The organism is Zobellia roscoffensis (assembly GCF_015330165.1).
In the GTDB taxonomy this organism is placed as follows: Bacteria; Bacteroidota; Bacteroidia; order Flavobacteriales; family Flavobacteriaceae; genus Zobellia; species Zobellia roscoffensis.
The window spans coordinates 3,686,689-3,712,916 of sequence record NZ_JADDXT010000002.1; the positions used below are offsets into that span (position 1 = coordinate 3,686,689).

Annotated in this window: 19 protein-coding genes; 10 read left to right on the top strand and 9 right to left on the bottom strand. The window is 36.9% G+C overall.

The window, feature by feature from the left end:
- Positions 1 to 19: 19 nt before the first annotated feature.
- On the top strand, positions 20 to 973 hold the full coding sequence (locus IWC72_RS14795; RefSeq protein WP_194530304.1) for a phosphoribosylaminoimidazolesuccinocarboxamide synthase: 954 nt from the start codon (positions 20 to 22) through the stop codon (positions 971 to 973).
- 3 nt (positions 974 to 976) lie between these two features.
- Here the strand turns inward: IWC72_RS14795 and IWC72_RS14800 are convergent, their stop codons facing one another.
- Positions 977 to 1,633 (bottom strand): 3'-5' exonuclease, encoded by a 657-nt coding sequence (locus IWC72_RS14800; RefSeq protein ID WP_226979580.1) that lies wholly within the window; start codon positions 1,631 to 1,633, stop codon positions 977 to 979.
- A complete protein-coding gene (locus IWC72_RS14805) occupies positions 1,633 to 3,558 on the bottom strand; it encodes a DUF294 nucleotidyltransferase-like domain-containing protein (RefSeq protein WP_194530305.1) in 1,926 nt (641 codons plus the stop codon). Before IWC72_RS14805 ends, IWC72_RS14800 begins: the two co-directional genes overlap by 1 nt.
- Positions 3,559 to 3,739: 181 nt before the next feature.
- On the opposite strand from IWC72_RS14805, the gene IWC72_RS14810 reads away from it, so the two are divergent.
- Positions 3,740 to 5,989 (top strand): FUSC family protein, encoded by a 2,250-nt coding sequence (locus IWC72_RS14810; RefSeq protein ID WP_226979581.1) that lies wholly within the window; start codon positions 3,740 to 3,742, stop codon positions 5,987 to 5,989.
- 36 nt (positions 5,990 to 6,025) lie between these two features.
- Here IWC72_RS14810 and IWC72_RS14815 read toward each other — a convergent pair whose 3' ends face one another.
- From IWC72_RS14815 to IWC72_RS14830, 4 genes are all read right to left on the bottom strand, one after another.
- Positions 6,026 to 6,421 (bottom strand): response regulator, encoded by a 396-nt coding sequence (locus IWC72_RS14815; RefSeq protein ID WP_194526954.1) that lies wholly within the window; start codon positions 6,419 to 6,421, stop codon positions 6,026 to 6,028.
- A 9-nt stretch (positions 6,422 to 6,430) separates the two neighbouring features.
- Positions 6,431 to 10,408, bottom strand: a complete 3,978-nt coding sequence (locus IWC72_RS14820; RefSeq protein WP_194530306.1) for a chemotaxis protein CheB — start codon at positions 10,406 to 10,408, stop codon at positions 6,431 to 6,433.
- Between the two features lie 321 nt (positions 10,409 to 10,729).
- A complete protein-coding gene (locus tag IWC72_RS14825; RefSeq protein ID WP_194530307.1) occupies positions 10,730 to 11,365 on the bottom strand; it encodes a response regulator in 636 nt (211 codons plus the stop codon).
- Positions 11,355 to 13,358, bottom strand: a complete 2,004-nt coding sequence (locus IWC72_RS14830; protein ID WP_194530308.1) for a sensor histidine kinase — start codon at positions 13,356 to 13,358, stop codon at positions 11,355 to 11,357. The genes IWC72_RS14825 and IWC72_RS14830 overlap by 11 nt, the downstream gene beginning before the upstream one ends.
- 245 nt (positions 13,359 to 13,603) lie before the next feature.
- On the opposite strand from IWC72_RS14830, the gene IWC72_RS14835 reads away from it, so the two are divergent.
- The 7 genes from IWC72_RS14835 (at position 13,604) to IWC72_RS14865 (ending at position 21,826) form a co-directional block, all read left to right on the top strand.
- Entirely contained in the window at positions 13,604 to 14,026 is a 423-nt protein-coding gene (locus IWC72_RS14835) for a hypothetical protein (protein ID WP_194530309.1), read from the top strand.
- A gap of 6 nt (positions 14,027 to 14,032) precedes the next feature.
- On the top strand, positions 14,033 to 17,971 hold the full coding sequence (locus IWC72_RS14840; RefSeq protein ID WP_194530310.1) for a M4 family metallopeptidase: 3,939 nt from the start codon (positions 14,033 to 14,035) through the stop codon (positions 17,969 to 17,971).
- Positions 17,968 to 18,669: a hypothetical protein gene (locus IWC72_RS14845; protein ID WP_194530311.1), complete on the top strand. Its 702-nt coding sequence runs from the start codon at positions 17,968 to 17,970 to the stop codon at positions 18,667 to 18,669. The genes IWC72_RS14840 and IWC72_RS14845 overlap by 4 nt, the downstream gene beginning before the upstream one ends.
- Positions 18,670 to 18,679: 10 nt before the next feature.
- Entirely contained in the window at positions 18,680 to 19,984 is a 1,305-nt protein-coding gene (locus IWC72_RS14850) for a PQQ-like beta-propeller repeat protein (protein ID WP_194530312.1), read from the top strand.
- 214 nt (positions 19,985 to 20,198) lie between these two features.
- Positions 20,199 to 20,795 (top strand): porin family protein, encoded by a 597-nt coding sequence (locus IWC72_RS14855; RefSeq protein ID WP_194526962.1) that lies wholly within the window; start codon positions 20,199 to 20,201, stop codon positions 20,793 to 20,795.
- 329 nt (positions 20,796 to 21,124) lie between these two features.
- Positions 21,125 to 21,454 (top strand): TerB family tellurite resistance protein, encoded by a 330-nt coding sequence (locus IWC72_RS14860; protein WP_194530313.1) that lies wholly within the window; start codon positions 21,125 to 21,127, stop codon positions 21,452 to 21,454.
- Positions 21,455 to 21,472: 18 nt separating this feature from the next.
- Positions 21,473 to 21,826 carry a TerB family tellurite resistance protein gene (locus IWC72_RS14865; protein ID WP_194526968.1) on the top strand — a complete coding sequence of 118 codons (354 nt, stop codon included), beginning with the start codon at positions 21,473 to 21,475 and terminating at the stop codon, positions 21,824 to 21,826.
- A gap of 53 nt (positions 21,827 to 21,879) precedes the next feature.
- Here the strand turns inward: IWC72_RS14865 and IWC72_RS14870 are convergent, their stop codons facing one another.
- The gene (locus tag IWC72_RS14870; protein ID WP_194530314.1) at positions 21,880 to 22,473 is read right to left on the bottom strand and encodes an HD domain-containing protein; all 594 of its coding nucleotides are present in this window, start codon (positions 22,471 to 22,473) and stop codon (positions 21,880 to 21,882) included.
- Positions 22,474 to 22,933: 460 nt separating this feature from the next.
- On the opposite strand from IWC72_RS14870, the gene IWC72_RS14875 reads away from it, so the two are divergent.
- Positions 22,934 to 23,938, top strand: coding sequence for a sugar kinase (locus tag IWC72_RS14875; protein WP_194530315.1), 1,005 nt, complete (start codon positions 22,934 to 22,936; stop codon positions 23,936 to 23,938).
- 11 nt (positions 23,939 to 23,949) lie between these two features.
- On the opposite strand, the gene IWC72_RS14880 is transcribed toward IWC72_RS14875, so the two are convergent.
- Both IWC72_RS14880 and IWC72_RS14885 read right to left on the bottom strand, forming a co-directional pair.
- Entirely contained in the window at positions 23,950 to 24,534 is a 585-nt protein-coding gene (locus IWC72_RS14880; RefSeq protein WP_194530316.1) for a GNAT family N-acetyltransferase, read from the bottom strand.
- Positions 24,535 to 24,639: 105 nt separating this feature from the next.
- Positions 24,640 to 26,001 carry a DEAD/DEAH box helicase gene (locus tag IWC72_RS14885; protein ID WP_194530317.1) on the bottom strand — a complete coding sequence of 454 codons (1,362 nt, stop codon included), beginning with the start codon at positions 25,999 to 26,001 and terminating at the stop codon, positions 24,640 to 24,642.
- Between the last annotated feature and the right edge of the window lie 227 nt (positions 26,002 to 26,228).

The window sequence follows — 26,228 nt, forward strand, 5'->3', positions numbered from 1 at the left end:
TGAAAATTACCATTATCCAATGAGCAGTACCATTACAGATACCAATTTTAAATTTCCGGGCCAGAAAAGTATTTATAAAGGCAAGGTACGTGAAGTATATGAACTTGAAAATGGGGTTTTGGTCATGGTGGCCACGGACCGCTTATCGGCTTTTGATGTGGTGATGCCAAAGGGTATTCCTTACAAAGGACAAATACTAAACCAGATTGCTACAAAGATGATGGATGCTACCAAGGATATTGTCCCCAATTGGTTGATGGGTACACCAGACCCAAATGTTGCGGTAGGGCATGCTTGCGAGCCTTTTAAAGTAGAAATGGTAATTAGGGGCTATCAATCGGGTCATGCTGCGCGTGAGTATAAGGCCGGTAAACGCATGTTGTGCGGCGTACCTATGCCGGAGGGAATGAAGGAAAATGATAAATTTCCCGAGCCCATTATTACGCCTGCTACCAAAGCGGAAATGGGGGATCATGATGAGGATATCTCAAGAGAGGATATTCTTAAAAGAGGTATTGTTTCTGAAGCGGATTATGAGGTGTTGGAAAAATATACACGGGCCCTTTTTGAAAGAGGAACCCAAATTGCGGCCTCAAGAGGACTTATTTTGGTAGACACCAAATATGAATTTGGGAAGACAAAAGACGATAAAATTGTTTTAATAGACGAGATTCACACACCGGATTCTTCAAGATATTTTTATGCGGATACCTATGAAGAGTTGCAATCCAAAGGGGAACCTCAAAAGCAATTATCCAAAGAATTTGTGCGGCAATGGTTGATTCAAAATGATTTTCAGGGGCTGGAAGGGCAGACCTTACCAGAGATGACAGATGAGTATATTCATTCGGTTTCAGAGCGTTATATAGAGCTCTACGAAAACATTACAGGGGAGACTTTTGTAAAAGCAGATATATCTGATATTCAGAATCGTATAGAGTCTAATGTGTTGGGTTACTTAAATGGTAAGTAGTTATTATTTTAATAGTTTTTTAGCTGAGAAATTCTTCTTCGTTTTTAACTTTTGAACAATTTTCATGAAAGCAATAGCCGTAATATAAGCATCACCCAATGCGGTGTGGCGATCTTTTTTAGATATGTCGAATTTTTCTGCAAGCTCGTCTAGTGAGTATTGTGGCTTAACCGGTAAGAGAGGAGAATTAATTAACGTTCTTTTGTAGAGTACGGAAGTATCCAAAAATTTATTTTTTAGGTTCGGCATGCCATGGCGATTCAAAGCGTGGTTAATCATGTTTTTATCAAATCCTGCATGATGGGCTACCAAAACGGAATTTCCTATGTATTCCAAAAATTGAATCAAGGCTTCCAGTTCGGTTATACGTTCCTGGCGTTCTTCCTGTAAAATACCGTGAATCTCAATGTTCTTAGCATGGTAAAAATGTTGATATAAAAATGCTTCAAAGCTATCACTTATTTGAATGCTGTTATTTTTTATTGACAGCGCACCAATAGACAGTACTCGGTCATCATCATAATCAAATCCAGTAGTTTCGGTATCAAACACCACAAAGCGAATTTCGGGAATGGTGTATGATGCCTTTTTTTCAAATTTGGCCTCGTATTCCATCCAAAAATCAGGGTAGTTTTTTTTTCGTTTCTTAAATAAATTCATTAGCCGAGTAGGTTTGTTACTTTAAAACGAATTTTAAGAAGTTCTTGGAGGTCTTTAATGGTTTTAAAACAACGTTTTAGTTTAATCTTCTCCTCTTTAGTAAGTTTGGTTAGAGCAATGAACCTACCAGAATCATTATGCAATAGACCATGCTTTGTCCTAAACTTTAATAAAGCTTTGGTGGCATAGGAACAGGCTAAAAATAATTCCTCGTTGTTGGGCTCTAATTCTGCCAATTTTTCAAATCGTTCTGCCGTATTGTTGATCAATTTCACCTTGTGGGATAAAATCAGAACACGAGCACCATCTATTAAGGGCATTAATGCTCTTCGTTTTAAATCAAAAAAATCTTTATACTCACCATCTTCTTCAACAAGAAAACTTCTAAAAAAACCACTAGGTGATGGACTTTGCAATGCTCCGCTGGCCAAGTGTAAAAAGAAATTAGGGTATTTATCCGTAGTTTCAAAAAGGTGTGCGCTCAAATCGTTAACCAAGCTAGTTTCGCCATAGGAAAGGTTGTAATCAAAAAATATGGACGAAAGTAGCACTTGGTCCGGACCAGGGTTTGTAATCCAATGAAGGGTACGCTCTTTCCATTCCGAAAGGCTTAAGCACCAATCAGGGTTGGACGCCATCATTTCTGCCGGACAATATTCATATCCAATATCAAAAAGTCCTTTGGTTACAATTTTGGCTAAGTCTAAGAAGAATTCTCGAGTTTCGGTTAGTTGGTCATCAGGCACATTTTCAAAAACTAAGGCATTATCTTGATCGGTATGTAGCAACTGTTCACTACGCCCTTGGCTTCCCATGGCTAACCATGCAAATTTAACAGGTGGCGGAGCGTCCATTTTGTTCAAGGCGATTTTAATAATTTGCTTGATACAAGCATCATTGAGCTCTGAAATGATTTTTGATGTAAGGGTTAGAGGTATGTTTTGGTCTAAATACCCTTGAAGCAAGCTCATAATTCTTCTGCGGACCGCTTTTAGTTTTTTAAAACCATTGGCTCTTTTTATGGCTTTTATAAGTACTGCTGGGTTATTGCCCAGTTCAAACATAATATCATGTTTGCTAATAATGCCTACAGCTTCTGTATTTGGGGTTCCATCTAGAGTAAGGCACAAATGGCTGATGTTACTTTTCATCATGGCCATTTGGGCTTGTGTCACTGTCATTTTTTTTGGATATGTAATTACCGGTGAACTCATTATATTTTTCGCCCTAGTGGTAATGGGGAAAAGGCCAGTAGCAATTTTATTCCTCAAATCCTTATCTGTGATTATACCCACGGGAAGCTTATCGTTTACAACCAGTACAGACCCTACCTTTTTCTCCGTCATTTTACTAGCTATAGTCTTTATGGTGGTATTTTCAGAGCATGTTATTAGTTTTTTAGAGTAAGGTACACCTTGCAGGTCAAGTAGTTCTTTGTCATTTATCTGGTTTCCTTCGGTTGGTGAAGTAGCATCGTAAAGTTTTCCTCTATAGCTTTTTGAATAAGGGTTTCTAGTATTAGAGGCGAAACTCTCAATTAGAAAAGTACCCACTGCGCCATATTTTTTAATAACAGGTTTAAAGTCTGTTATAGGAATTGCATAGAGAATGGTTTCTTCATAGGCCTTGGCTCCAATTTTATAATTTTCATTGGCTATTAGAGGGCGTAGGCCAAAAATATCTCCCTCATCACATAAATCTACCACCTCGTCATTGGGCTCTTTGGTAAGTACCACGGCGCCTTTGTGTACCACGTAAAAATACTGGTGCGCTTCCTCATCTATGGTAAATATAACCTCACCCTTTACTTTGTAGACAATACTTACTTCTTCAGATAAGCTTTCCAGCTCTTTAGTGGCTACCTCGTTAAATGGGGGGTAGTTTTTAAGGAAATCGGCAACGCGAGCAGAAATCGTATTCTTCATAGGGCAAATTTAAAGCTAAAGTTAAATCAGGATGGGCATTAAAAAAAGTAAAATCACGAAACAAATCATCCAAAGGTGTTGCCATTTTATGGAGTGACAGGTTACTTTTGAGAAAGAAAACCGGGCATTTTAAAGTACGCCAAAGTTATGGGCTATCTTTGAGCTTCAAAAGCAATGTTTTTTGGGAAAGATTAGGGGTGATATAATGAGCAGTTTTAGAGAATTTCTTCAATTTTTGAAAAGCACGGATTTTTCAAAAGCTGTTTTGGTAGGATTGACCGTTAGCACCCCTATTTTGTTAGGATTATATTTTGATCAGTTAGAGGTGGGGCTGGCTATTTGTTTTGGAGCATTATGGAGTGCACCCAGTAATGCAAGCGGGAGTTTTAGACATAAAAGAATAGCTATACTTAGTGCTACAGTATTGGTGGTAGTTATTAGCTTTATTGGGGGGTATTTAGATTTATCTGCCTATATATTGATTCCTATTCTTGGGGTTCTTTCTTTTTCATTGGCGTATATATCCGTTTTTGGGTTTAGGGCTACATTGGTTAGTTTTTCGGGGCTATTAGCGTTGATTCTTAGTTTTGCACATGACCCTCTGCTACTAAATACTTATGAATACGCTCTATTTGTAGGGGTTGGAAGTTTGTGGTATTTCTTGGCAGTGGTAGCTTGGCACTATTTAAATCCAAAGGGAGAGATTGAGGAAATATTTACAGAGACCTACCTTTTGACCTCTAAGTTTTTAAAAGTAAGAGGACAACTCGTTGAACCAGATTCTGACCGTAAGAAGCTCTTATCAGAATTAAATAAGCTGCAGGAACAACTCATTGAAAAGCATGAAATATTGCGAGAAATGCTTGTTCTCAACCGAAAAAAATCTAGTCACTCCGTTTACCGTGGAAAAAAACTATTGGTTCTTGCGCAATTGGTAGAAATGCTTGAAACAGCCATATCTAACCCTGTTAATTATAGCCGAATGGATATGGTGTTTAACAAACACGCACATTATAAAGAGGGTTTTCAGGAGCTTATTTATAAAATATCCGAGCAATTAGAAAAAATAGCATATTCGGCTAGGAGCAAAAAAGGCTTATCATTTCATATAAAATTGCAGCCCTATTTAGATAAGATCTCCGCAGATATTAATGAATTAAAAAGTGCGCCTAAAAAAGAGAATCTTAGCCCATATTTAATGTTTCAAAACCTCTATGAGTACCAAGAAAAGCAGGTGGAATTGCTTAATAAAATCAATTGGATACTAAATGAGGCTAAAACAGAGGAATTACGTTTTATAGACGAGGACTACGTGCGTAAGTTTATAGCTGCTCAAGATTATCATCCCAGAAATCTAATTAGTAATTTCAATTTAAAGTCTTCTAGTTTTAGACATGCATTACGCTTAGCGGTTACGGCAATGGTAGGGTATGGAATTGGTACTATTTTTGATTTTCAGAAACCGTATTGGATTTTGCTAACCATCATTATTATCTTAAGACCCAGTTACGGACTTACTAAAACCAGGTCTAAAGATAGAATTATAGGTACGTTAATAGGTGCTACTATTGCTTTTGTTATTGTTAGCCTTTTTCAGAATATTTATGTTTTTGCGGCTTTGGGTCTTGTTTCTTTGGTTATGGCATTTTCTATGTTGCAAAGGAACTATAAGACTGCGGCTACCTTTGTTACCCTTAGTGTTATTTTTATCTATGGTATTATGTTGCCGGATATTATGGAGGTAATTCAATTTAGAATTCTAGATACGGTATTGGGAGCTGTATTATCATTTGCTGCTACTTTGGTGCTTTGGCCTTCCTGGAGTTTTTTGAATATTAATACTAATCTAAGAAGTTGCTTAGTTGCCAATAGAAATTTTTTAGATGAAATAGCAGCTTTTTACAATCAAAAGGAAAAAGAGCCCACTACTTTACGTATAAGTCGAAAAAAGGCTTTTCATGAAACTTCTAATTTGAGTGTAGCTTTTCAAGAAATGGTTCAAGAGCCTAAGTCAAAACAAAAAAAGGTAAATGAGGTTTATGAATTAGTAACACTTAGCCATGCTTTTTTGTCCTCATTGGCATCTTTAAGTTCTTATATCCAGAACCATTGTACTACAGAGGCCTCAGATGGTTTTAAATCTGCGGTAGCACATATTGAGGAAAATTTAAGAAGAGCAATAGATGTATTGGCCCATGTAGAAACAAAAGATGATTTTTCTCTTAAACATCAAAAACAATCCTTTGAGAGTAACCGTTCAAAATTTAATACAATAACGTGGGATTTTGAAAATGCGGTAAAAGTGGGGGAGGAACGTAATTTACAAGAGGCTCATTTAATACTTGGTCAATTACGATGGCTTTTTTCGCTCAGTGGAAAAATACTGAATTTGGCCTTGAAAATAGAAACAGAAATAAGTAATAAATCTTAAATTCAGTTTGTTTTAACTTTCCGTTTATTAGCTAATCTAAAGTGTTAGGTTAAAGTGTTCAGTCATAATACCCTTAATGGCATTTTCATTTAAAGGTTTATACATCATGGCATCTATTTCACTAAATTGTTTCATTTTTTCTTTGTCCGATGGAATAATGGAGGTGGTCAATAGAATAACCCTTGTATTGATTTTTAATGAGATATCTAAAGTTTCATAAATCTCCATAAACTCCCAAGCATCCATTGTAGGCATATTTATGTCTACGAATATCAGTTCTGGAAATGTTTTTAGGCTTTGTAGGTATTCGATCGCTTTTTTTCCCATAGTAAAAGAGAGTACGTTTTCCGCACATTTTACACGGTTTAAATAGGTTTCATGAATGAAATTAGTAGCAGTATTATCGTCTACCAATAAAATAGAATTAATCATAGTTTGGCGTTATAGATTTAAACTGAAGTGAAAAGTACTTCCTTTATTAATTTTTGATTCTACCCAGATTTTTCCGTTATGTAGCTCAACTATTTTTTTACAATGGGCTAGGCCTATACCCGTTCCTTCATAGTCTTCTTGGTTGTGTAACCTTTTGAAAACCTCAAAAATACGATCTTGATTTTTTTTATCGATTCCGATTCCGTTGTCCTTTACATAAATGTGATGTCCTTTTTCAGAAGGTATGGCCCCTATTTCAATAATTGGATTGATTGCGGTATCCACAAACTTTATAGAGTTACCAATTAGGTTGAGAAAAAGTGAGTGTAGTTCAATTTTGTGACCTGTTATTTTTGGTAATTCTTTGGTGATAATATTTGCATGGGTAGATTCAATACGGATACGTAAATCTTTTTCTACATTTTTAACTATGGAATTAAGGTCTACGGTTCCTTTTTCAGTATCACTTCCAATTTTTGAATAGGCTAAAATTACTTTTACCAACTCTCCCATTCTTGCGGAAGCTTCTTCTATAAATTCTAAATACGTGGCTGCTTTATTGTCTAACAACTTAATATATTCATCTTTAAATAGAGCAACAAAGTCGCTAATGGTTCGTAATGGCTCCTGTAGATCATGACTGGCCACATAGGCAAAGCGTTCTAGTTCTTTGTTACTTTGAGAAAGTTGTCTAAGGTTGGTGATATTGATATGACTTCCCACCATTCGTATGGGTTCACCATTTTCTCCCCATTCTATAATTTGGCCTTTACACCAGACCCATACAATACCTCCGTTTTTATGAAAATAGCGAACCTCATTATCATAAGGTACTTTTCCCTTACTGGCTACGTGAGCATCAAAAGTTGCAAGTACACCAGGAAGATCTTCAGGATGAATTATTTTTTGCCAAGCTTCGGGCGTGTTTTCCATTTCATCATCTTCGTAACCGAACATTTGCTTGAAGGTAGGACTTAGGTACTCTGTGTTTTCTTGTATATTCCAATCCCAAAATCCGGCTAGGGTTATTTCCAGAACCTGCTCGAACACCATATTTTTATCTAGGAGTTCCTTTTCAAGTTTTGGCATCTTTTTAAGCATAGAAACATCGGTTGTGGTACCGAGCATTCTTTTAGGTTTGCCTTCTGGTGTCCATTCCACTAATTTACCCCTGAGCAATAAAGTTACGTAATGGCCTAGTTTGTGCTTATATCTCGTCTCAACAGCGTAAGGAAATTTACCTTGGGTAGCTAAATGTTTCTCCATGATAGCTTCTTGGGCCACTAAATCATCTGGGTGGGTGTACTTATTCCAAAATTCCGCACTCTCGTCAACTTCATGTTCTTCATAACCTAAAATATGACGAATTGATTTACTCACATAGTAGGAGCCCTCTACTAAGTTATAATCCCAGAAGCTGTCAGAAGTTTGTTCAAAAGCAAGCAATTGATATTTTAGTTTTTGCTCGGCAGATTTAAGTTCATTAATGTCAACATAGCTAAGAGTAGCCCCTTCAATTTTACCGGCCCCATCACGGAAAGGAACAATTTTCTGTAAGAACCAACGTCCTTTGGCATCTTTTACTTCATTTTGTTGTGAAGTACCATTGTAGATTACCTTTTTAATGTCAGATATAAAGGTTTTATAATTATTCTTATGAAAAGTACTAGCAAAGTGCTCTAGAGGACGGTTAATATCACTGGACAGTAAATTAAAATGCTTGGCAACGCTAGGTGTAAATTTTCGTATTCTGAGGTTATTATCTAAAAATATAGTGCCAATATCCGTGCTTTCGAAAAGATTATCCAGATCTGAATTAAGTGAAGCAAGCTCCTCAAGTTTTTCCTGAAGTTCCGTATTGACCGTGTGCAACTCTTCGTTTACACTCTGCAGTTCTTCATTGGTACTCTGTAGTTCTTCATTTGATGCTAAAAGTTCTTCATTGGTAGCCTGCAATTCTTCATTGCTGGTTTCTACCTCTTCGATCATATTCTTTAGACTCTCCCTAGTTTCTTTTAATTCAGTTTCTAGTTCGTTCTCTCTAATATTTTGAGGGGAATCATCGTCTTCACTTCGGGGGGGCAGTACTGCTTGGATGTCCCCAGGTTTTATAATAACCAAATAATTGGAAGGGTTGTTATTTAGCGGGTTTAAAAAGGCGGCTACATGCATATTTGCAAGCGTTGGCTTTTTTCCAGTTGAGAAATTTAAATTTTCATGCTTTAATTTTTGGCTCGTACCTCCAACTTTTCTAAGTGAGTAGCTTAAAACAGTGGCAACACTCTCAGGAACCATTTTTAATAGGTTCATACTGAATCCTTTATTGGGGAGACTTATATAGTTGTTAAGGTCTCCAAATGCATCAACAATATTAAAATTACTATCTATAACTATGGCTGCAAGATCAAGATTGTCACTGAGTGCTTCTACTATATGTTGTCTGGTATTCCTTTCATGACTAAGATTCCTTAGACCGAATGGGTTTTTTTGGCTTTTACCTGAATTGTACTGCTGTAGACCAAGAATTTTGGCAGGTCTAATATTGCAGTATATTTTTTGTTTTCTGTACAGTTCGTTAAAGGCGTTTTTTTGCTGCCCCAAGGATTCACTACTGCCTAGCACCAATATACCGTTCATGTTAAGTGAGTAATGTAAAACATCTAGGGCTCTATTTTGCGCTGCCGGTTGTAGATAAATAAGCATGTTACGGCACATGGATAGATCCATCTTGTTGAACGGTGGGTCTTTAAGAACGTTGTGCTTGCTAAATATTACCATGCGCCTTATGTTTTCGTTCACTTGGTAATAATCTCCTTTTTTGGTAAAATTCAAAACCAATCTTTTTTCGGAAATATTGGCAACTGTACTTTCATTGTACATGCCTTTCGATGCATCGTTCAGGTGATTTTTTTCAATGTCCGTAGCAAAAATCTTAACCAAGTTCTTTTTGTTGAATTTGGCGAGTATTTCATTGATAACTATAGCTAAAGAATAGGCTTCTTCACCACTGCTCACTCCAACGCACCAACATTTTATAGTATCTTCCTTTTTCTTGCTAGATATTATTTTGGGGATAACCTCAGAGGTCAAGGCTTCCCATACAAGAGGGTCTCTAAAAAAACTGGTAACTCCTACTAGAAACTCCCTTACTAGGATATGGGCTTCTTCGGGTCTTTCAAACAAGTATTCTTTATATTCTTGTAGCGTATTTAAGCGATTAATGCCAATTCTTCTGGCAATCATACGAACCAAAGTTGGTCTTTTGTAATATTCAAAATCTAATTTGGTCTGACTATTTAAAAAGTTTAGGATTTTGACAAGAGTTTCTTCATCACCTAGAATGTTCTCTTCTAAAGATCCATAAACAGCGGGATGTTGAATAAATCTTTTTATTTCCTCACCCATTTGTTCCGTGGGAAGAATATAATCTACTAGATTGGTATTGATAGCATTTTGAGGCATACTATCAAACTCTGCCTGATCTGGGCTTTGTACCATGACCATGCCACCATATTCTTTAATATCTCTGGCGCCAGAGGTACCATCACTTCCAGTACCACTAAGGATAACGGCAACGGCCTTGTTGGTCATTTCCCGTGCGAGTGATTTAAAAAATAAATCAATAGGTAAATTTAAGGTTCTGGTTTTGGGTTTATCCTCTAAAATTAAAAATCCGTCTTTTATGAAAATATTCTTTTTTGGGGTCAAAAGATATACCGTACTAGGTTTAATTACGGTCTTTTCCTTGACTTCTATTATGGGCATGTCCGTATTCTTAGACAATAGCTCGCTCATAAGGCTTTTGTAGTCCGGACTTAAATGTTGAACCACAACAAAACTATGTGGAAATTTCACGGGAAGATTGTCAAAAAAAGACTTTAAAGCTTCTAATCCTCCGGCACTCGCGCCGATTCCAATGATTGAAAATTTATTTTTAATAGAGGTTTTTTCTCTAGGTTTAGTTACAAGGGAGTCAGTTTCTTCCATTCTGGCATTTTTTTGAGCTCACTAAAAGTAATTAATATCTTACAATATTTATTAAATTAATCACACAAATTATTTTTTGAGTGTCAACTGTTTAATATGTTTTTTTGTTCGTTAAACAAAAAAGAAAATTTTATTGGATAGCGTTTTTCAAAGTAGGAAATATCTTTTTGTATTGAAGACCTGTCTGGGGAACGATAGATTTACTTGATAATGGAGATTAAATGCTCCGATGCTTGCCTCGAAATAGAGGTGTATCCCTTTGAATGCCTAGTGGGCTTGCTTAGAGGTAGTTTACTCCCAATATATTTTATGTATCTATTTCTAAATCAGTTTTTTCTCAACAGCTACCTTTATTAAGGAAGCGGCATTAGAAACTTCTAATTTTTGCATGAGGTTACGTCTATGGGTTTCTACCGTTAGTGGACTAATAAACAAATCTTCTGCAATGTTGTTTGTTGTTTTTCCCTCTGCTATCAATGTAAGTACATGCTTTTCTCTACGGGTTAGCTTTGGCAAGTCATTGCCCTCTTGCGTTACCGAATCTGCAAGAATTTTTTGAACCTCACTACCAAAGTAGAAATTACCTTGGTGTACTTGAGATATAGCATTGACCAACTCATCTGCGGTTGCATTTTTCAACAAATAACCCTTTACACCGTTTCTAATCATCTGATTAATGATGCTGGGTTCACTATAGGTACTTAGCCCAATAATGCCGATTGTAGCTCTAATATTTAAGATTTTGGAAACCATTTCAACTCCGTTAATATCCGGTAGGTTTACATCTAGCAGAATAACATCTGCTGTATCTTTTTCTAGAAAAGACAAGGTATCCGTTCCGTTAATGAAATGAGTTTTTACAACCACGCGTTCATCGTCACCAAGTAGGGTTTTGAGTCCTTCTATCACCATAGGGTGATCATCTACAATCAATATTTGTATAGGGTTATGCTGCATCTATGTTAATTTGAACATTAACTGTTGTTCCTTCATTTTCTTCCGAGTTAAATTCTAAATCACCTTTTAGGTAGGCAACCCTGGTCTGTAGGTTAGAAAGACCCATGCCGGCTTTTTCACTTTCAATTTCCTGTTTGTCAAAACCAACACCATTATCCTCTACGGTAATATCTACCTTATTACCATCTCTCATATATTGTACTAATACTTCGGATGCGTGCGCGTGTTTTATGGCATTGTTTATTAATTCCTGTATTACTCTGTACATGGTAACTTGCTGGTTTAGGTTGATACCTTTTTCGGAACCGTAGAACTGTAGGGTTACTTTTGTATCATTACCAGTCATGCTACTGCAATAATCCTTTAATGCTGCTTGTAGCCCAAATTTAACTAATGTTTCGGGCATCATATTACGCGCAATAGAACGTAGTTCAGTTAAGGAGTCATCAAGGTCTTTCATAACCTTTTTTAGTTGGGTCTTAGGATATTCCTTTGGCTCGTCCTTATCTAGTTTGGACAAATTCATGCTAATACCAGATAATCTTCCGCCTAAGCCATCATGCAAATCTATAGCAAGTCTTTTCCGTTCTTTTTCCTGACCTTCTATCATGGCGGAAAACACTTCGTTTTCTTGCTTTTGTTTTAAAAGAGAAACTTCTTTTTCTTGTTCCCGTTCTTTTTTTCGTGCTCTTCTAAGCTTAGCGTTGTACGCGTAGAAACCGATAAAAAGCAGTAGGGCGAGTAGACTGGCCACGGCTCCCAAAAGATAGTTTTGTGACTTCTTGACCTGAAGCGCTAAAGCTGCCTCACTTTTTTCATTTTTAAGCGCTAAAATTTCTTTTTCTTTGGTTGCAGTTTTGTATTGTATTTCAAGCTGCTGCATTTCGTTGCCCAGTTCTCCAACTCTGGCACTATCTAGTGCAGCCACGTAGTCTTTTAAGTAGTTGTACGCCGACTTGTAATTGGTAAGTTTGGCATCGAATTTTGCTAGGGAATAGTAAGAGCCTAACTTATCATTAAAAGAATGCTCATCGTCACTAAAGTTAATATACTTTAATGTGTACTCTTTGGCTTTTTTAAAATTACCCATTCCACTATAAGCTTCGGCATACCTTTGGTATATTAGTTTTATATAGAAACTAGATGATTGTTCCTTGTAATATGTATAGGCTTTGTCTAATGCAACAAGCGCTTTATTGTACTCGCCAATTTTGGCATGATAAAGGCCAAGTTCCATTTGATAAGGGCCTTCGTAGAAAGAATTAGGGATTAGGTCTAGATTTACTTTTGCAATATCCAATACAGATTTCATACGTTTTAATGAGTCCATACTTGATAAAGCGGAAGAAAATGATAAGCTGTGATATAACATATCTTCTGGAGTGCCAACTTCTTCATATTGTTTTTGACTTATTAAAAACATTTCATAAGCCCTCTTATATAGCATTAAATTACTGTATTTGATGCCTAAGCTGGTGTTGGCATTGGCTACGAACATTTTATCGCCCATTTCCTGTGCGTAGGGTATGGTTTCTGCAATGCGTTCTATTTCCTTTTCTACATTGCCCTCGTAACCATAGGCTACACCTATATTATATTTGCCGCGCAACCATATTTTCATATTACGGGAAGATGAATCTTTTGCAACCAATTTATCGGCAAACTTATTACCTATTGTAAAATACTTCTTTGCATTATCCACATCAAAATAATCAAGATAACAACCCGCTAAGTTAATATTAGCATCGGCCATACCCCTTAGGTAGTTGATTCTTTTGGCCAACGCAATGGCGGCAAACCCTTTTTCAAAGGCTTTTAAGGAGTCTACGCCACCGTAGGAGCGTGCCAACTCGCTAAGAATGTTCACCCTAGTGGTATCTTGCCCCGCTGATTTCAAAGCATTTTCTAAACTATCTATGCGCGCTTCACGCCCTGTTTGGGCAGAAATAGTGAGGGATAGTAAAAGAATAAAAACAAATACTAGAGAACGCATTTTGGTATGGTAGTTTTTTGATTGTTTATCGCCAAGATACTACAACTATACGGCACTATAAACACCCTGTAATCAATATACTGGAAAACCAGTAGAAAAAAATACAAACAACGCGGTATTTCAGAAACAAGCATTTCAAAATACCTTGCCATCAGCAAATTACAAGAAGTATCCTATAACCGCCAAGCTAATTAATTAGAGCAGTATTACCGAAAAAACTACTAAAGATAAATACATACTTAAAGATGAAACGAAAACTCTTGTTTTATGGTCTACTTTTCTTAACGCTATTGAATTGTAAGTCTCAACACTACACTTTTGACGAATTGCCCAGTAAGCAACTGGTTTTTGGGTACGGAGGCGGTATGGCTGGAACGGTAGATAGCTATACACTTCTTGAAAACGGACAGTTGTTCCATACGAATTCGCTAACCCAACAAACAGAGGAGTTAGAACCGCTATCAAAAAAAGAAGTGACTGCATGTTTTTTAAAGTTTGAAGAATTAGCACTGTCCGAAGCCGATTTTAACCACCCTGGCAGTCGCTATTATTTCTTGGAAGAAGTAAATCAAAATATAAAACACAAGGTCGTGTGGGGATCCAGTGACCATAAACCTGATAAGGCCTATTTGGAATTTTATAATGAGATGAAAAACCACATTAAATAACCAGCTATGAGAAGCACACTATATATAACCACCATTATTTTTACCTTTTTTATGGCGGTGACAGTTACCGCACAAGATACTTTTGATGATAAAAAACGTGAAAACAATACAACAATTAATAAAGATGCTGTAAAGAAGTTTAATGCATTAAAAATAGCGAAAGATAAAAAGAGGTCTACAGCAACAGGGCGAACTAATTATCAGATGCCCACAGTCTTTAATACGGATTATAACAAAGGTAAATACAAGCATAAGGTTACTAATACATCTGAAGACGGAACGCCTCTATTCATTAAGAGCAAGGCAAATAAAGAAGTAGCCTCTGTGGTAGCTAAACAATCATCAGAAGATGTAGCAAAAGACTATTTGGTTGATGTTAAGGAATTTATTCAAATAAAAAAACCTGAAACTGAGTTTGCTGAAATATCTAATAAAATTGATGTTTTAGGGCAGAGGCATATTAAAATGCAACAAGTTTTTAAAGGGGTTAAAGTATATGGAAGTGAGGTAATTCTACATTTTGATAAAAGTAATAAAGTAAGTGCCTTAAACGGAAGGAATAAACCTACGCCAGTTATTGAAAACACCACTCCAAAACTAACGGTGCAAGACGCTTTAAAGGTTGTAGAAAGAGATTTAGGCGTATCACTTTCTGAAGCACCTGTAAAACGTTTTGGATTTATACTGGATTCAAAATACGAAGAAGAACTATTGATTTTTCCATTTGAAGGCGAGAATATTCTAACTAGACATTTAACGGTACACCCGAATATAAAAGATAGGTGGGAGTATTTTGTTGATGCACAATCCGGCCGTATTCTAGAAAAGCGCTACCATACCTGTAGTTTTTACCATAAGTACGAGGATGAAAAAACAAACCATAACCATGCTGCATTGGTAGGACCACCAACAACCGGTTCAGGAACTGATTTAAACGGGGTAAACAGACAGTTGAAAACACATGGTGAAGATGGTGTAAACTACATGATCAACACTTCTGAATCTATGTTCAATGCTAGTCAATCAAAACTGCCAGATAATCCGGTTGGGGCCATAGTGACACTTGATTTGAAAAATAAACCACCAGAGGAAGGAGCAAAATTTTATCATGTAACAACTACAGGAAGCACTTGGAATGACCCTATAGCGGTATCTGCGCATTATAATTCTGAGGTGGCCTATAATTTTTTTAAAAATACGTTTAACAGAAATTCTATTAATGGACAAGGAGGTACGATAATTTCGGTAATAAATGTATCTGATGAAAATGAAGAAGGATTTGACAATGCCTTTTGGAACGGAAAAGCCATGTTTTATGGCAATGGTAAAAATGCGTTTAGCCCTTTTGCAGGAGCCTTAGATGTTGGTGGTCATGAAATGTCTCACGGTGTCATTGAGGCTACCGCAAACCTAGAGTATAAGGATCAGTCAGGCGCGATCAATGAATCTTTTGCAGATATTTTCGGCGCTATGATTGACAGAGAGGATTGGTTGATAGGCGAAGATGTAGTCAATACCCAGTATTTTGTTTCTGGAGCTATGCGCGATATGCAAAACCCTAATAACGGGGTCAATCAAGGAGAAATAGGTTGGCAGCCAAAAGATATGACAGAGTTCTATTCCGGGTCGGAAGATAACGGAGGGGTCCACAGAAATAGTGGCATCGTAAACAGAGCCTATTATTTAATCGCTACTGATATAGGAAAGGACAAAGCGGAACAAATTTATTACCGAGCATTAGAGACCTATTTGACAGTATCCTCTCAATTTATAGATTTAAGAATTGCCATCATTCAATCCGCTACTGACCTGCATGGCGAGAATTCACAAGAGGTTGAAGCCGCAAAAACGGCATTTGATACGGTAGGTATTACTGAGGGTGAAGCTACGGAAACGGATAATGACATACCAACGGTTGATGGTGATGAGTTTATTTTAAGTTTGGATATTAGAGATACCGATCCTTATACTTTGTACGCTTCCGATACTGAGGTTACTACGTATTATCAATTAACAACCACTGGAGTTTTTAGAAAACCTAATGTTGCGGACGATGGTAGTTTTGCCATCTATATTACGGACGAGAATAAAGTCAATATGCTGTCTTTGGATTTGAATGCTCCACAAGAAGAAGTGGTTTCTGATGAATCGATTTGGGGTGGGGTGGCACTCTCAAAAGATGGTACCAAACTAGCTATGATCTTTAATGACCAGTCTAATGTTATTTACATATCGGATTTGATAAGTGGTGAATTCAAGGAGTTTGAATTGTACAACCCTACTTCTGCAGATGGCATAACCACGGGAGAGGTATTATATCCCGATGCCCTAGAGTGGGATTACTCAGGCGAGTATTTGATATATGACGCTTTAAACCGATTAAATAACGCGAACGGTGAAGATATTGAGTATTGGGATGTTGGTGCGCTGCATGTATGGGATAATAGCTCTAAAACATTTGGTAGTGGAGCTATTCAAAAAATATTCTCCAACTTACCCGAAGGTGTAAATATCGGTAACCCTTCCTTCTCAAAAACCTCTGGCAACATTCTGGCTTTTGATTATTTCGATACTCTTGAAAATACGTATAAGGTAATCACGGCAAATATTGAAACAGGTGCATCGGAAGTCGTATATGAAAACAACAAATTGGGCTTTCCCAATTATTCTAAAAACGATGATAAAATCATATTTGACACCTATAACGGAAGCGATGAAGATATCATGTCCATTGACATGGCAACGGATAAAATAACACCTACCGGTAATGTAGTAGAATTGATTCCCAATGGTAAATGGGGCGTGTGGTATACAGTTGGGTCTAGAAGCACGCTAAGTAATGAAAAGGAAATAACGGATTTTAGATTTAATGTAACTGCGCCATCAGCAGTTGGGGCTATCAACGGAAATAACATTACCATAGAACTACCGGATAACATCAACCCTCAAAATTTAGTGGCCACATTTGCCCATTCCGGTAGGGCAACGGTTTCCGTTGCGGGAGTCACTCAACAGAGCGGGGTTACTATAAATGATTTTACTAATCCTGTTATTTATACGGTGACTGCGGAAGATGGGTCTACTAAAGATTTTACGGTAAGTCTTGGCAATAGTACCCATACTGATCCTAATGATAGTGATGGCGATGGCGTTGTAAATGCAGATGATCTATGCCCTAATACACCATTTGGTGCTATAGTAGATGTTACAGGTTGTGAAATATTCTCATTGCCTAGCAATAATTTTACGGTTTCTTCTAAGGGAGAATCTTGCTTGGGAAGTAATAATGGGAATATTACAATTAATGCAAACGCTGACTATAACTATATAGCAACATTGACCGGAAACGGAGTGAGTAAAAACAACAATTTTACAAGCTCTGTTTCTTTTTCAGGTTTGGAGAGTGGCATCTATACAGTTTGCATAACGTTAAATGGGCAGTCCGGTTATAAGAACTGCTACGATGTTAGGGTAGCTGCACCGGAAGCACTTACGGTAACTTCAAAAGTGAACTTAAGTGCAAAATCGGTGACCCTAAAGTTAGGCGGTGCCGATGAATATACGATTTCACTTAATGAAGAAACTATAATAACTGCAGAGTCTGAGATAACGCTGCCAGTCTATGCGGCAAAAGCAAAACTTTCGGTAGCCACAGATAAGAATTGCCAAGGAGTTCATGAGGAAATCCTAGATTTTGAAGAGCAAATAATTATCTACCCTAACCCTGTGAAAGATGGAAAAATTTCCGTTGCGTTGGGTAAAACGTCTGAAGAACCTGTACCCATTCAATTAAACACTTTTGATGGTAAAATGGTATTACAAGAAGTAATAGAACCCAATACTAGTACTATAAAGATTGATGCAAACAGACTAACGGCAGGAGTTTATGTATTGTCGGTTCAAATAAACGGAGATTCAAGAACATTTAAAATTATAAAACAATGAGAATACTAAAACCAACAATGTGGCTACTGTTATTAGTTGTAATGACCGCATGCCCGGGCAGTAAAGATGATGGTCCGGAAGAAGGTGATATGGGAGACCCTGGTAGTGTAAGTTTGGTTTTTCCTGAGAACAACTCAGAATGTACCGAAGGTGATACGGTCAACGACCAGCAAAGTGCCATTACTTTTCAATGGCAGACTTCGGAAAACGCAGATAGTTATGAGGTGAATGTAAAGAACCTTGAAAATGGAGATGCGCAAGTAACGGAATCCCTAAGTAACGAGGCTACCCTAACACTCAATAGTAATACACCATATGAGTGGTATGTGACAACTAGTAGCGAAGATTCCGAAACGGCTCCAAAAAGTGCTACTTGGAAATTCTATAACGCAGGCGAAGGCGTGGTGAATTACGCGCCATTTCCAGCAGAAGCTTTGTACCCAAGTAGGGGAGGGACGATTTCTGTAAATACTAGTGTAGCCTTAGAATGGAAGGGTGATGATGTAGATAACGATATTGTAGAATTTGAAGTGTTTTTTGGTACAGAAGCTAATCCCACAGTTTCTATTGGGAGTACAACTGAAAATGCAATAACTGCGAATGTAATTTCTGGCCAAACTTATTATTGGCAAGTGAAAACAGAAGATGCAATAGGCAATACGTCAATATCAGAGATTTTCAATTTTAAGGTAGAATAAAAACGGCAAAATGAAAAAACGAGTCATAATTAATTACCTTCTGCTACCCCTATTGACCATTTTTATGGCCAGTTGCACAAAAGATAATGGTGTAGAAATAGATGATGATGGAGAATCAGATGATAGCGGGGAGGTTATTGTTACCGAACAGGACAATCAAATTGTATCAGGAAACCCAGCTTTAAATAGTTTTATAATAGCTTCAAAAGAAGAAACTATGTATACCGTAGATGCTCAAACAGGGGAAGAAACGGCAATTTATACTTTTCCTGATCTTACAGATTTTGAATTATTAGCAGGTTATAAAGACGGTACTATTTATGTTACAGCAGATGATAACTCTATAAACGCTGTTAGCATTGGTAATAAGAGTCTACTTTGGGATCAGGCAATGCTTGAGTACAGGTTCAGTAGTAATGGTGTAACACGGCCAACATGTACAGACGGGGTGTGTTATGCTTCTGGCGGTAGTGGCGTAGTAGTGGCTGTAGATGAAATATCAGGAAACCTAAAATGGTACTATTCTTCTGATACTGACGGGGAGTTGGATAATGTGTTGAATGACAATAGTGCGCCAGCAATTTATGAAGATAAAGTATATGTTTTTTCAGATGAAGGTTTTATCAGCGATTTACCTTCCTACATGCATATTCTGAATAAAGAAACTGGCAACCTCATACAAAAGGTGGAACTACCTCATGAAGTGACAGGTACTCCTGTATTTGAAGATGGAATAATGTATTTGCCAGCAGAAAACCTTTATGCAATAGACTTAGAGACCATTACTACTATTTGGACGCTAGAAGCTGGTAGAGCTGGAACCCCTTTTATTTCTGGGGACAAGTTAGTCGTAAATGCTTTGCCCCCAGGGCAAACTATTCGCTCAGCTTTGTATTGTTTAGATTTAAATACCACTAATATTATTTGGCAGATAGATACAGGAGTTGATACACTGTGGAATCCTTTAGTTGTAGAAAACGTAGTGTATAGTAACTATGATAAGGGTTCTAGTTTCCCGGGTGCTACTAATGCCAAACCTTTTGCCTTAGACTTAGAAAGCGGAGAGCGATTATGGTACAATGAAGATGTAAGTGTAGATTATAGTCCGGTTTTCGCAAATGGAATTCTATTCACTTATGGTCACGATTTGTTCCGTACGGATGATACAGATAATAATGTGGGTTTATTGACTATTGATGCTAATACCGGCGAGACCCTTTGGCTCAACTCCTTGTTTAGATTTGGTGCCGGTTTAATACCATTAGTCGTAGCAGAAAACGGAGTTTTTGGTCCCTCTTATTATCGTGGGAATTAAGTTGGATTTTAAGTTTCGTTTATTGTTGAGAGCCCTGTTTAATTAAGACAGGGCTCTTTTTATTTAAAAACCTATTTGCGTTCTACTGGTAATCCAGTAGAAAAAAATACAAAAAATGTGGTATTTCAAAAACCTTGGTCTTCAGATACCTTAGCACTATAAAATAATAAGGGTTTCGAGAACACGAACATCCATAAACTTTAAAATTTACATTATGAAAAAGTCGGTAAAAGTACTTATGATTTTATTAATTGGTTCGCTAAGTTTTTCAGCTAATGCACAAATTTTTGGTGTAAAGGCAGGACTTGGATTATCAAATATAAGTTCACCAGATGAGGTTGACAATAATACTTTTGGAAGAGCCTTGGGAGTGAAAATAGGAGGTACTATAGAATTTGATATAACAGATGATCTATATGTGGGGTCTGGTCTAGGGTTTGCTAAGAAAGGGGCTTCTACGGTAGGAGACACATTTAATACTTTTTATTTAGAAATACCTTTAAGTGCACGCTATGATATAGTTGAGTTAGGTGGTTCGGGATATCTTTACGCACTATCCGGTTTTAATGTTGGTTATATGTTGGCAGCTAATAGAGGGGGTACTAAAGTAAACATAGGTTCAGACCCAGTCAATGATTTCTTCAAGCCGTTTGATTTGGGTTTGAACTTTGGAGTAGGTGTTATTTTTAACGAGCAAATTGAAATTGGACTGGTCACTGAATTTGGCCTTGTAAACATCTATGCTAACGATTTGTCTACCCTCAGAAATTCGTCTTTACTAGTCTCATTTGGCTATAAATTTGGGATGTAATCTATTTATAATAATCGCGTATGAAGTTCAGTCAGTTTGTGTCAAAAAGACCTTTTGTAAGAGTGTTAAAATAAAATAAGTTTAAGTTGGTTTGGTTAAAGCTCGTATCGTCTAATCGGTACGGGTTTTTTTTTTGATTTATTTTTTGAGAAGTTGAAAAGGTGTGTAGGACGGTTGGTTCAAGGGCATGAACCCTTCAATGCATCATACGTTTTAGTAAAGGCAGTAAGGTCTTAAGGTAAATTTACCAGTAATTTATGAATGTTGTGGCAGATGCACTTCTGTAGAATTTACTATCTTACCATCACTAACACAATCATTAACATTTTATGCAGGAAGAAACAGTGGCTTTCACTTTGGCCGAGAAACTTGCTATGGTGCACGTTGTAAATTCAGTAATATTAGCAGACGGGCAGGTTCATAATGGGGAAATCAACGCAGTAACCCAACTGATGAAACAAATTGATTTTGATAGTAATTTTATTATGCAGGCAAGAAACATTGAGAGCGAGCAGGCTATTTTTATTTTGAAGCAAATGTCCCCAAAAAAGAAAACTAATTTAGAAGGTATCTTAGAGATGACTGCTATTTCCGATGGATTTAAACATTCCACCGAAAAGAGTCTCATGACCTTTATTTTTGAATCTATGAACAAGTAAAGCAGACAAAGTATGACTATGAAAATCAAAAAATTGAGAAAAGTACAGTTTGAAGAAATAGAAAAGAAGGCCATTTTTGTAATGACCCATGAGGTCATATTGGCAGATGGCACCATTCATCCTAGTGAAGTAGAGGCTATGAAAGACCTACAGGAAGGAATTGGCATGGGCCCCGATTTGATTGCTGAAGCAAAACAAACATCTGTTGATGAGGCTCTGGTGTCACTTCATAATATGACGTATTCTAAAAAGAAGGTTTTGGCTCAGATTCTTGAAGAAATGGCTATTTCAGATAACCATTTGCATGAGAAAGAAATGCAATTAATTATTCAGACCTTTAAGAATATTGGAATAGGAGGAGAGACCGAGTAGGCCAAAGCAATTGTGGTAACTGATTTGGCACCGTCATTAATAAACAAAGTTCTTTATAGTTGTTTACGATTTTTCTTTAATTGCGCTAAGTTTTTTTGTTTTAACGGTTCCAATACTTCTTGCCCATATTTGGTGAAAAATTGGTGGTTTTCGACAAATTCAATATTCATGGAGCGCCAATCAACATCCGAGAATTCGGTATGTGAAAATTTGACCAATTCATTTCTTAAAAGGTTGGTTTTTGATTGATATTGGTCCGTACCTAAGTAAAACAGATCGGCATCGCACATTATCTCTTCATAAATACCATGTGGATTTTGTGGCATTCGTGTGGCCTGTATACAACCGGTCACTTGTCCTATTATTTCTTTGGAACAGTTTTGAGCCAGCAAAAAATTACTAGCCTCTATTATACTGTAACTTTCATGGTCGGCAAAAACCGTTGCCATACCAGTATCGTGAAAAAGGGCCGCTAATAAAACGGACTGTAATTCTTCCAAGTCTCTATTCTCGTACATTCCAATTTTTAAGACATTCTCATAAACGTCCATGGTGTGTTGCATGTTATGAAAAGGCAAAGAATCGCAACGACTTCTAGAGAGAAGCCCTATGCAGTAAATTTTAGCTTTTCCAATAATTTTCTTCATTGTACTAAGAATGTTTTATAAAAGTAGAATCATACTATTGATAACCTGATATTTGTTATTCAGCCCATTAGTACTGTTTGGTATAATCTTATGGATACCTTGTTTCGCCATGCTAAGTACACTTTATTAAATTAAAGAAACAGCATTTTTCTTTGTTCGGTCAAACTAATCGCTATTGGGTTAAATATCTGTCATGTCTAAAATGAATAACGTTTCAATAGGTACATATCTTGTATAGCTTCTTAACGACCTTTAAAATCATTACTTAATACTTTTTGGAGGAGGTATTTCGCACCTTAGTCTGGTATTATTTTCTATAAAATCAACGGGCTTGCAGCGTATACATCATGGGGAGAGATATTTATTATACGCTAGCTGTAAAAGTAGTTTATTTAAATTCTTTTCTAATAAGCATCTAAAATTCCTTTTACATTGGTATTTTTAGATTTAAAATTAAGGTATGGGTCAGATTATAACATTTGGAGAAGTTTTACTGCGTATTTCGCCAAGAGGAAATAAGAAATTCATTCAATCTAACATTGTTGAGTTTTATTTTGGAGGAACAGAGCTGAATGTGGGTATTTCAATTTCCAATTTTGGCGGAAATGTAAAACATATAAGTGCTGTATCTGATGATTTTATTGGAGAAACGGCCATGGCATACATTCGTAAATTTGGTGTCGATACTTCTTCAATTACGCTATCAAAACGCCCTTTAGGCGTTTATTTCTTAGAGGTTGGAGCTGTTATAAGACCAAGTATGATTTCATACAATAGATCGCACTCCGCTTTTTCTGAAATAGAGCCTACCAAAGTGAATTGGGAAAATGCATTGCAGAACGGGGAGTGGGTACATTGGACCGGAATAACTCCTGCCTTATCAAAAGGAGCTTATGAGACCCTAAGGGAAGGACTTAAGTTAGCTAGGCAAAAAGGCTTAGCGGTTTCTGCTGACCCAACATACCGCAGTGGTTTATGGAAATATGAACAAGACCCAAAAGAAGCATTATCGGAACTTCTTAATTACTCTACTATTTTTATTGGCGGTGTAAATGAGATTAATGAAGTGCTAGGCACTGATTTTGGTTACGAAAACGATGATTTTATTGAAGCCAGCAAGCAATTAATGTTGGCCTTCCCAACCATTGAAAAGGTATTTGATAAAATAAGAACTTCATTAAACTCTTCGTGGCATAAAATCAGGGCCAGAATGTGGAACGGCACTGATTTTAGAGAAACCGAAGATCTTGATATTACCCACGTTGTAGATAGAATAGGAACCGGAGATGCTTTTGCGGCAGGCTTAATTTATGGTTTACAAAAATACGACGATTATAAAGCTATGGAATTTGCAAGTGCCGCCTGCGCATTAAAACACACCTATGAAGGCGATGTGAATTTGGCAACTGTAAAAGAAGTAACTAATATATTGGGAGGTAATATTACAGGGCGGTTGGTTAGATAAAAATGTAGTGGCTAACCTATATTTTGAATGCTATAATTCGTATTTCTAACTTGAAGATGTTCTAGTGTTTTTCCTGTTAGTATCTTGTTTCCAATAATTTCAAAACCTGTTTTTAAGTATAATTTCTTGGCATAGGGGTTGTCTTTTTCTACCAATAAACCAAGATTGCCGTTTTGTTTGGTAACATACTCATGAATTAAAAAGCGCAATATTTTAGAACCCACACCTTTACCCTGTTGGTCCGGACGTACGGCTAAACTATCAATATAATATTCTCCGCTGCTGGTCTCATCTTCAGGAGTAAAGTCTCTTTTGAACCACGATTTTATGAGTGCCGTTACAGGAGCTCTCAACTTATGTAAGTCCGCTCCGTCATAGACATTGGCCACGGCTATTACTCCATCTTCATTTTCAAGTATCCAGCAGTTCTCATAAGAGTACTGATTTCCAGGTTCGCTAATTAGTCTTTCTAAGAACTGAGTCGCTTTAGAGATGGACTTTTCACCAATAAACGTAAATACAAAATCTTTAGTCGCCAACAACATAAGTGCGGCTATGGGTTTTGCATCTTCAGGTTTTGCTAGTCTAATGGACATATTTTTTGCGTTTAACTAGGGCTGTTTTCTAATTTCCCTGTCATTTTTTTTGACTACAGGAAGTATAGGAATAAAATCAAAATCCAGACTCAGTAAGGTGTTACATCACCATTTTTTCTTGCGACTTTTTTTGTTTTGAATTTTGTCACCCCGTTTCTGCGGTTTTTTGTATTTCCGTTTTAAGGTCTTTTCGTAGCTTTTTACCTTATTTTTTTGTTTACTGTTCTTTGCCGATTTTTCGTGAAATGAAGGGCCTCTTTCAACCGTTTTTGTATTGACGGATTCTTCTTCTAGATTTATAGGTTTGTCTTGTTCTTCAGGAATGAGCTCAGAACTAATTTCTACCGTTTCAGGAAATTCATTTTGTGGTATCTGGTAATTCATCAAGCTTTCAATTGCAGCTTTTAAATCGTTTTCTTTTTCGCCATAAAAAAGAATAGACCTTCCCTTTTCACCGGCTCTACCGGTTCTTCCTATTCGGTGGATATAGTTTTCCGGGTAGAAAGGTGTTTCAAAACTAATAACCGTACTAATTTTATCTATATCAATACCACGTGCAATAACATCGGTTGCAATTAGAATCCGGCTTGTACCACTTTCAAATTTATCAATAGATTTTGTACGGTGGTTTTGCTCTTTACTGGAGTGAATAACGGAAATTTCATCTTCAAAATCCAGCGTCTCGGATAATCTGTCGGCAATAGATTTACTGGCTACAAAAATCAATACTTTATTAAGCTCTTCTTTATCCTGTAAAAGATGATTCAATAAGTTGACCTTAGTATAAAAATTAGGGACGGCATAGGATTCTTGACGAATTGTATCTAAAGGCGTACCACTTATAGAAATTGTTTTTTTGACCGGGTTAACCAAAAAGTCATCCATCAATTGGTCAACATAACTCGTCATAGTTGCCGAAAATAGAATGTTTTGGCGTTTGGTAGGCAAGTATTCAAAGATATGTCTTAGCTGCGTTTTATATCCAAAATCTAGCATGACATCTACTTCATCGATCACCAGCTTTTTAATGGCCTTTAACCGTAAGACATTTGCCAAAACAAGGTCATACGTCCTTCTAGGTGTACCTACAATAATATCTTGGCCTTCTGCAACCGCCCTCTTTTGACGATTTATATTATTAGAACCTCCGTAAACACCCAGTGCTCTCACACTAAGGTAGGGAGTTAGTTTTTCAATCTGTTCTACTATTTGAATAACAAGCTCCCTGGTAGGCGCGAGAATCAATACCCTAGGGTGCATCTGGTCAGAATACTTTAAATCTTGTAAAATAGGCAGGAGATATGCCATTGTTTTTCCCGTACCCGTCTGTGCAATCCCAACAAAATCAGAACCGCCCATAATGGTGGAGTAAGATGCTTCTTGAATAGGAGTAGGATTATCGAACCCTAGATCAACAATAGCATTTTGCAATTGCTTTTTGATTTTAAAATCTTGGAAAGTATTCATTTTGCAAAGTAATCAAGAAAAATCGTATGGTAAGGGTATTTGGGCCAATTATAATTGATTATTTACAATCGCACTGATTTTTCTATTTGAATTCTTCCAGTTCCATGCCAAATACGTCTTTTCTAGAATAACAAAACAAGTTTCCAAAGATTCTTTGCAATTGATACGGAGGTAAGGAATTGAATTATTAGTATTAGTTTTGATCTGTGATAAGTCCGCCTAATTGA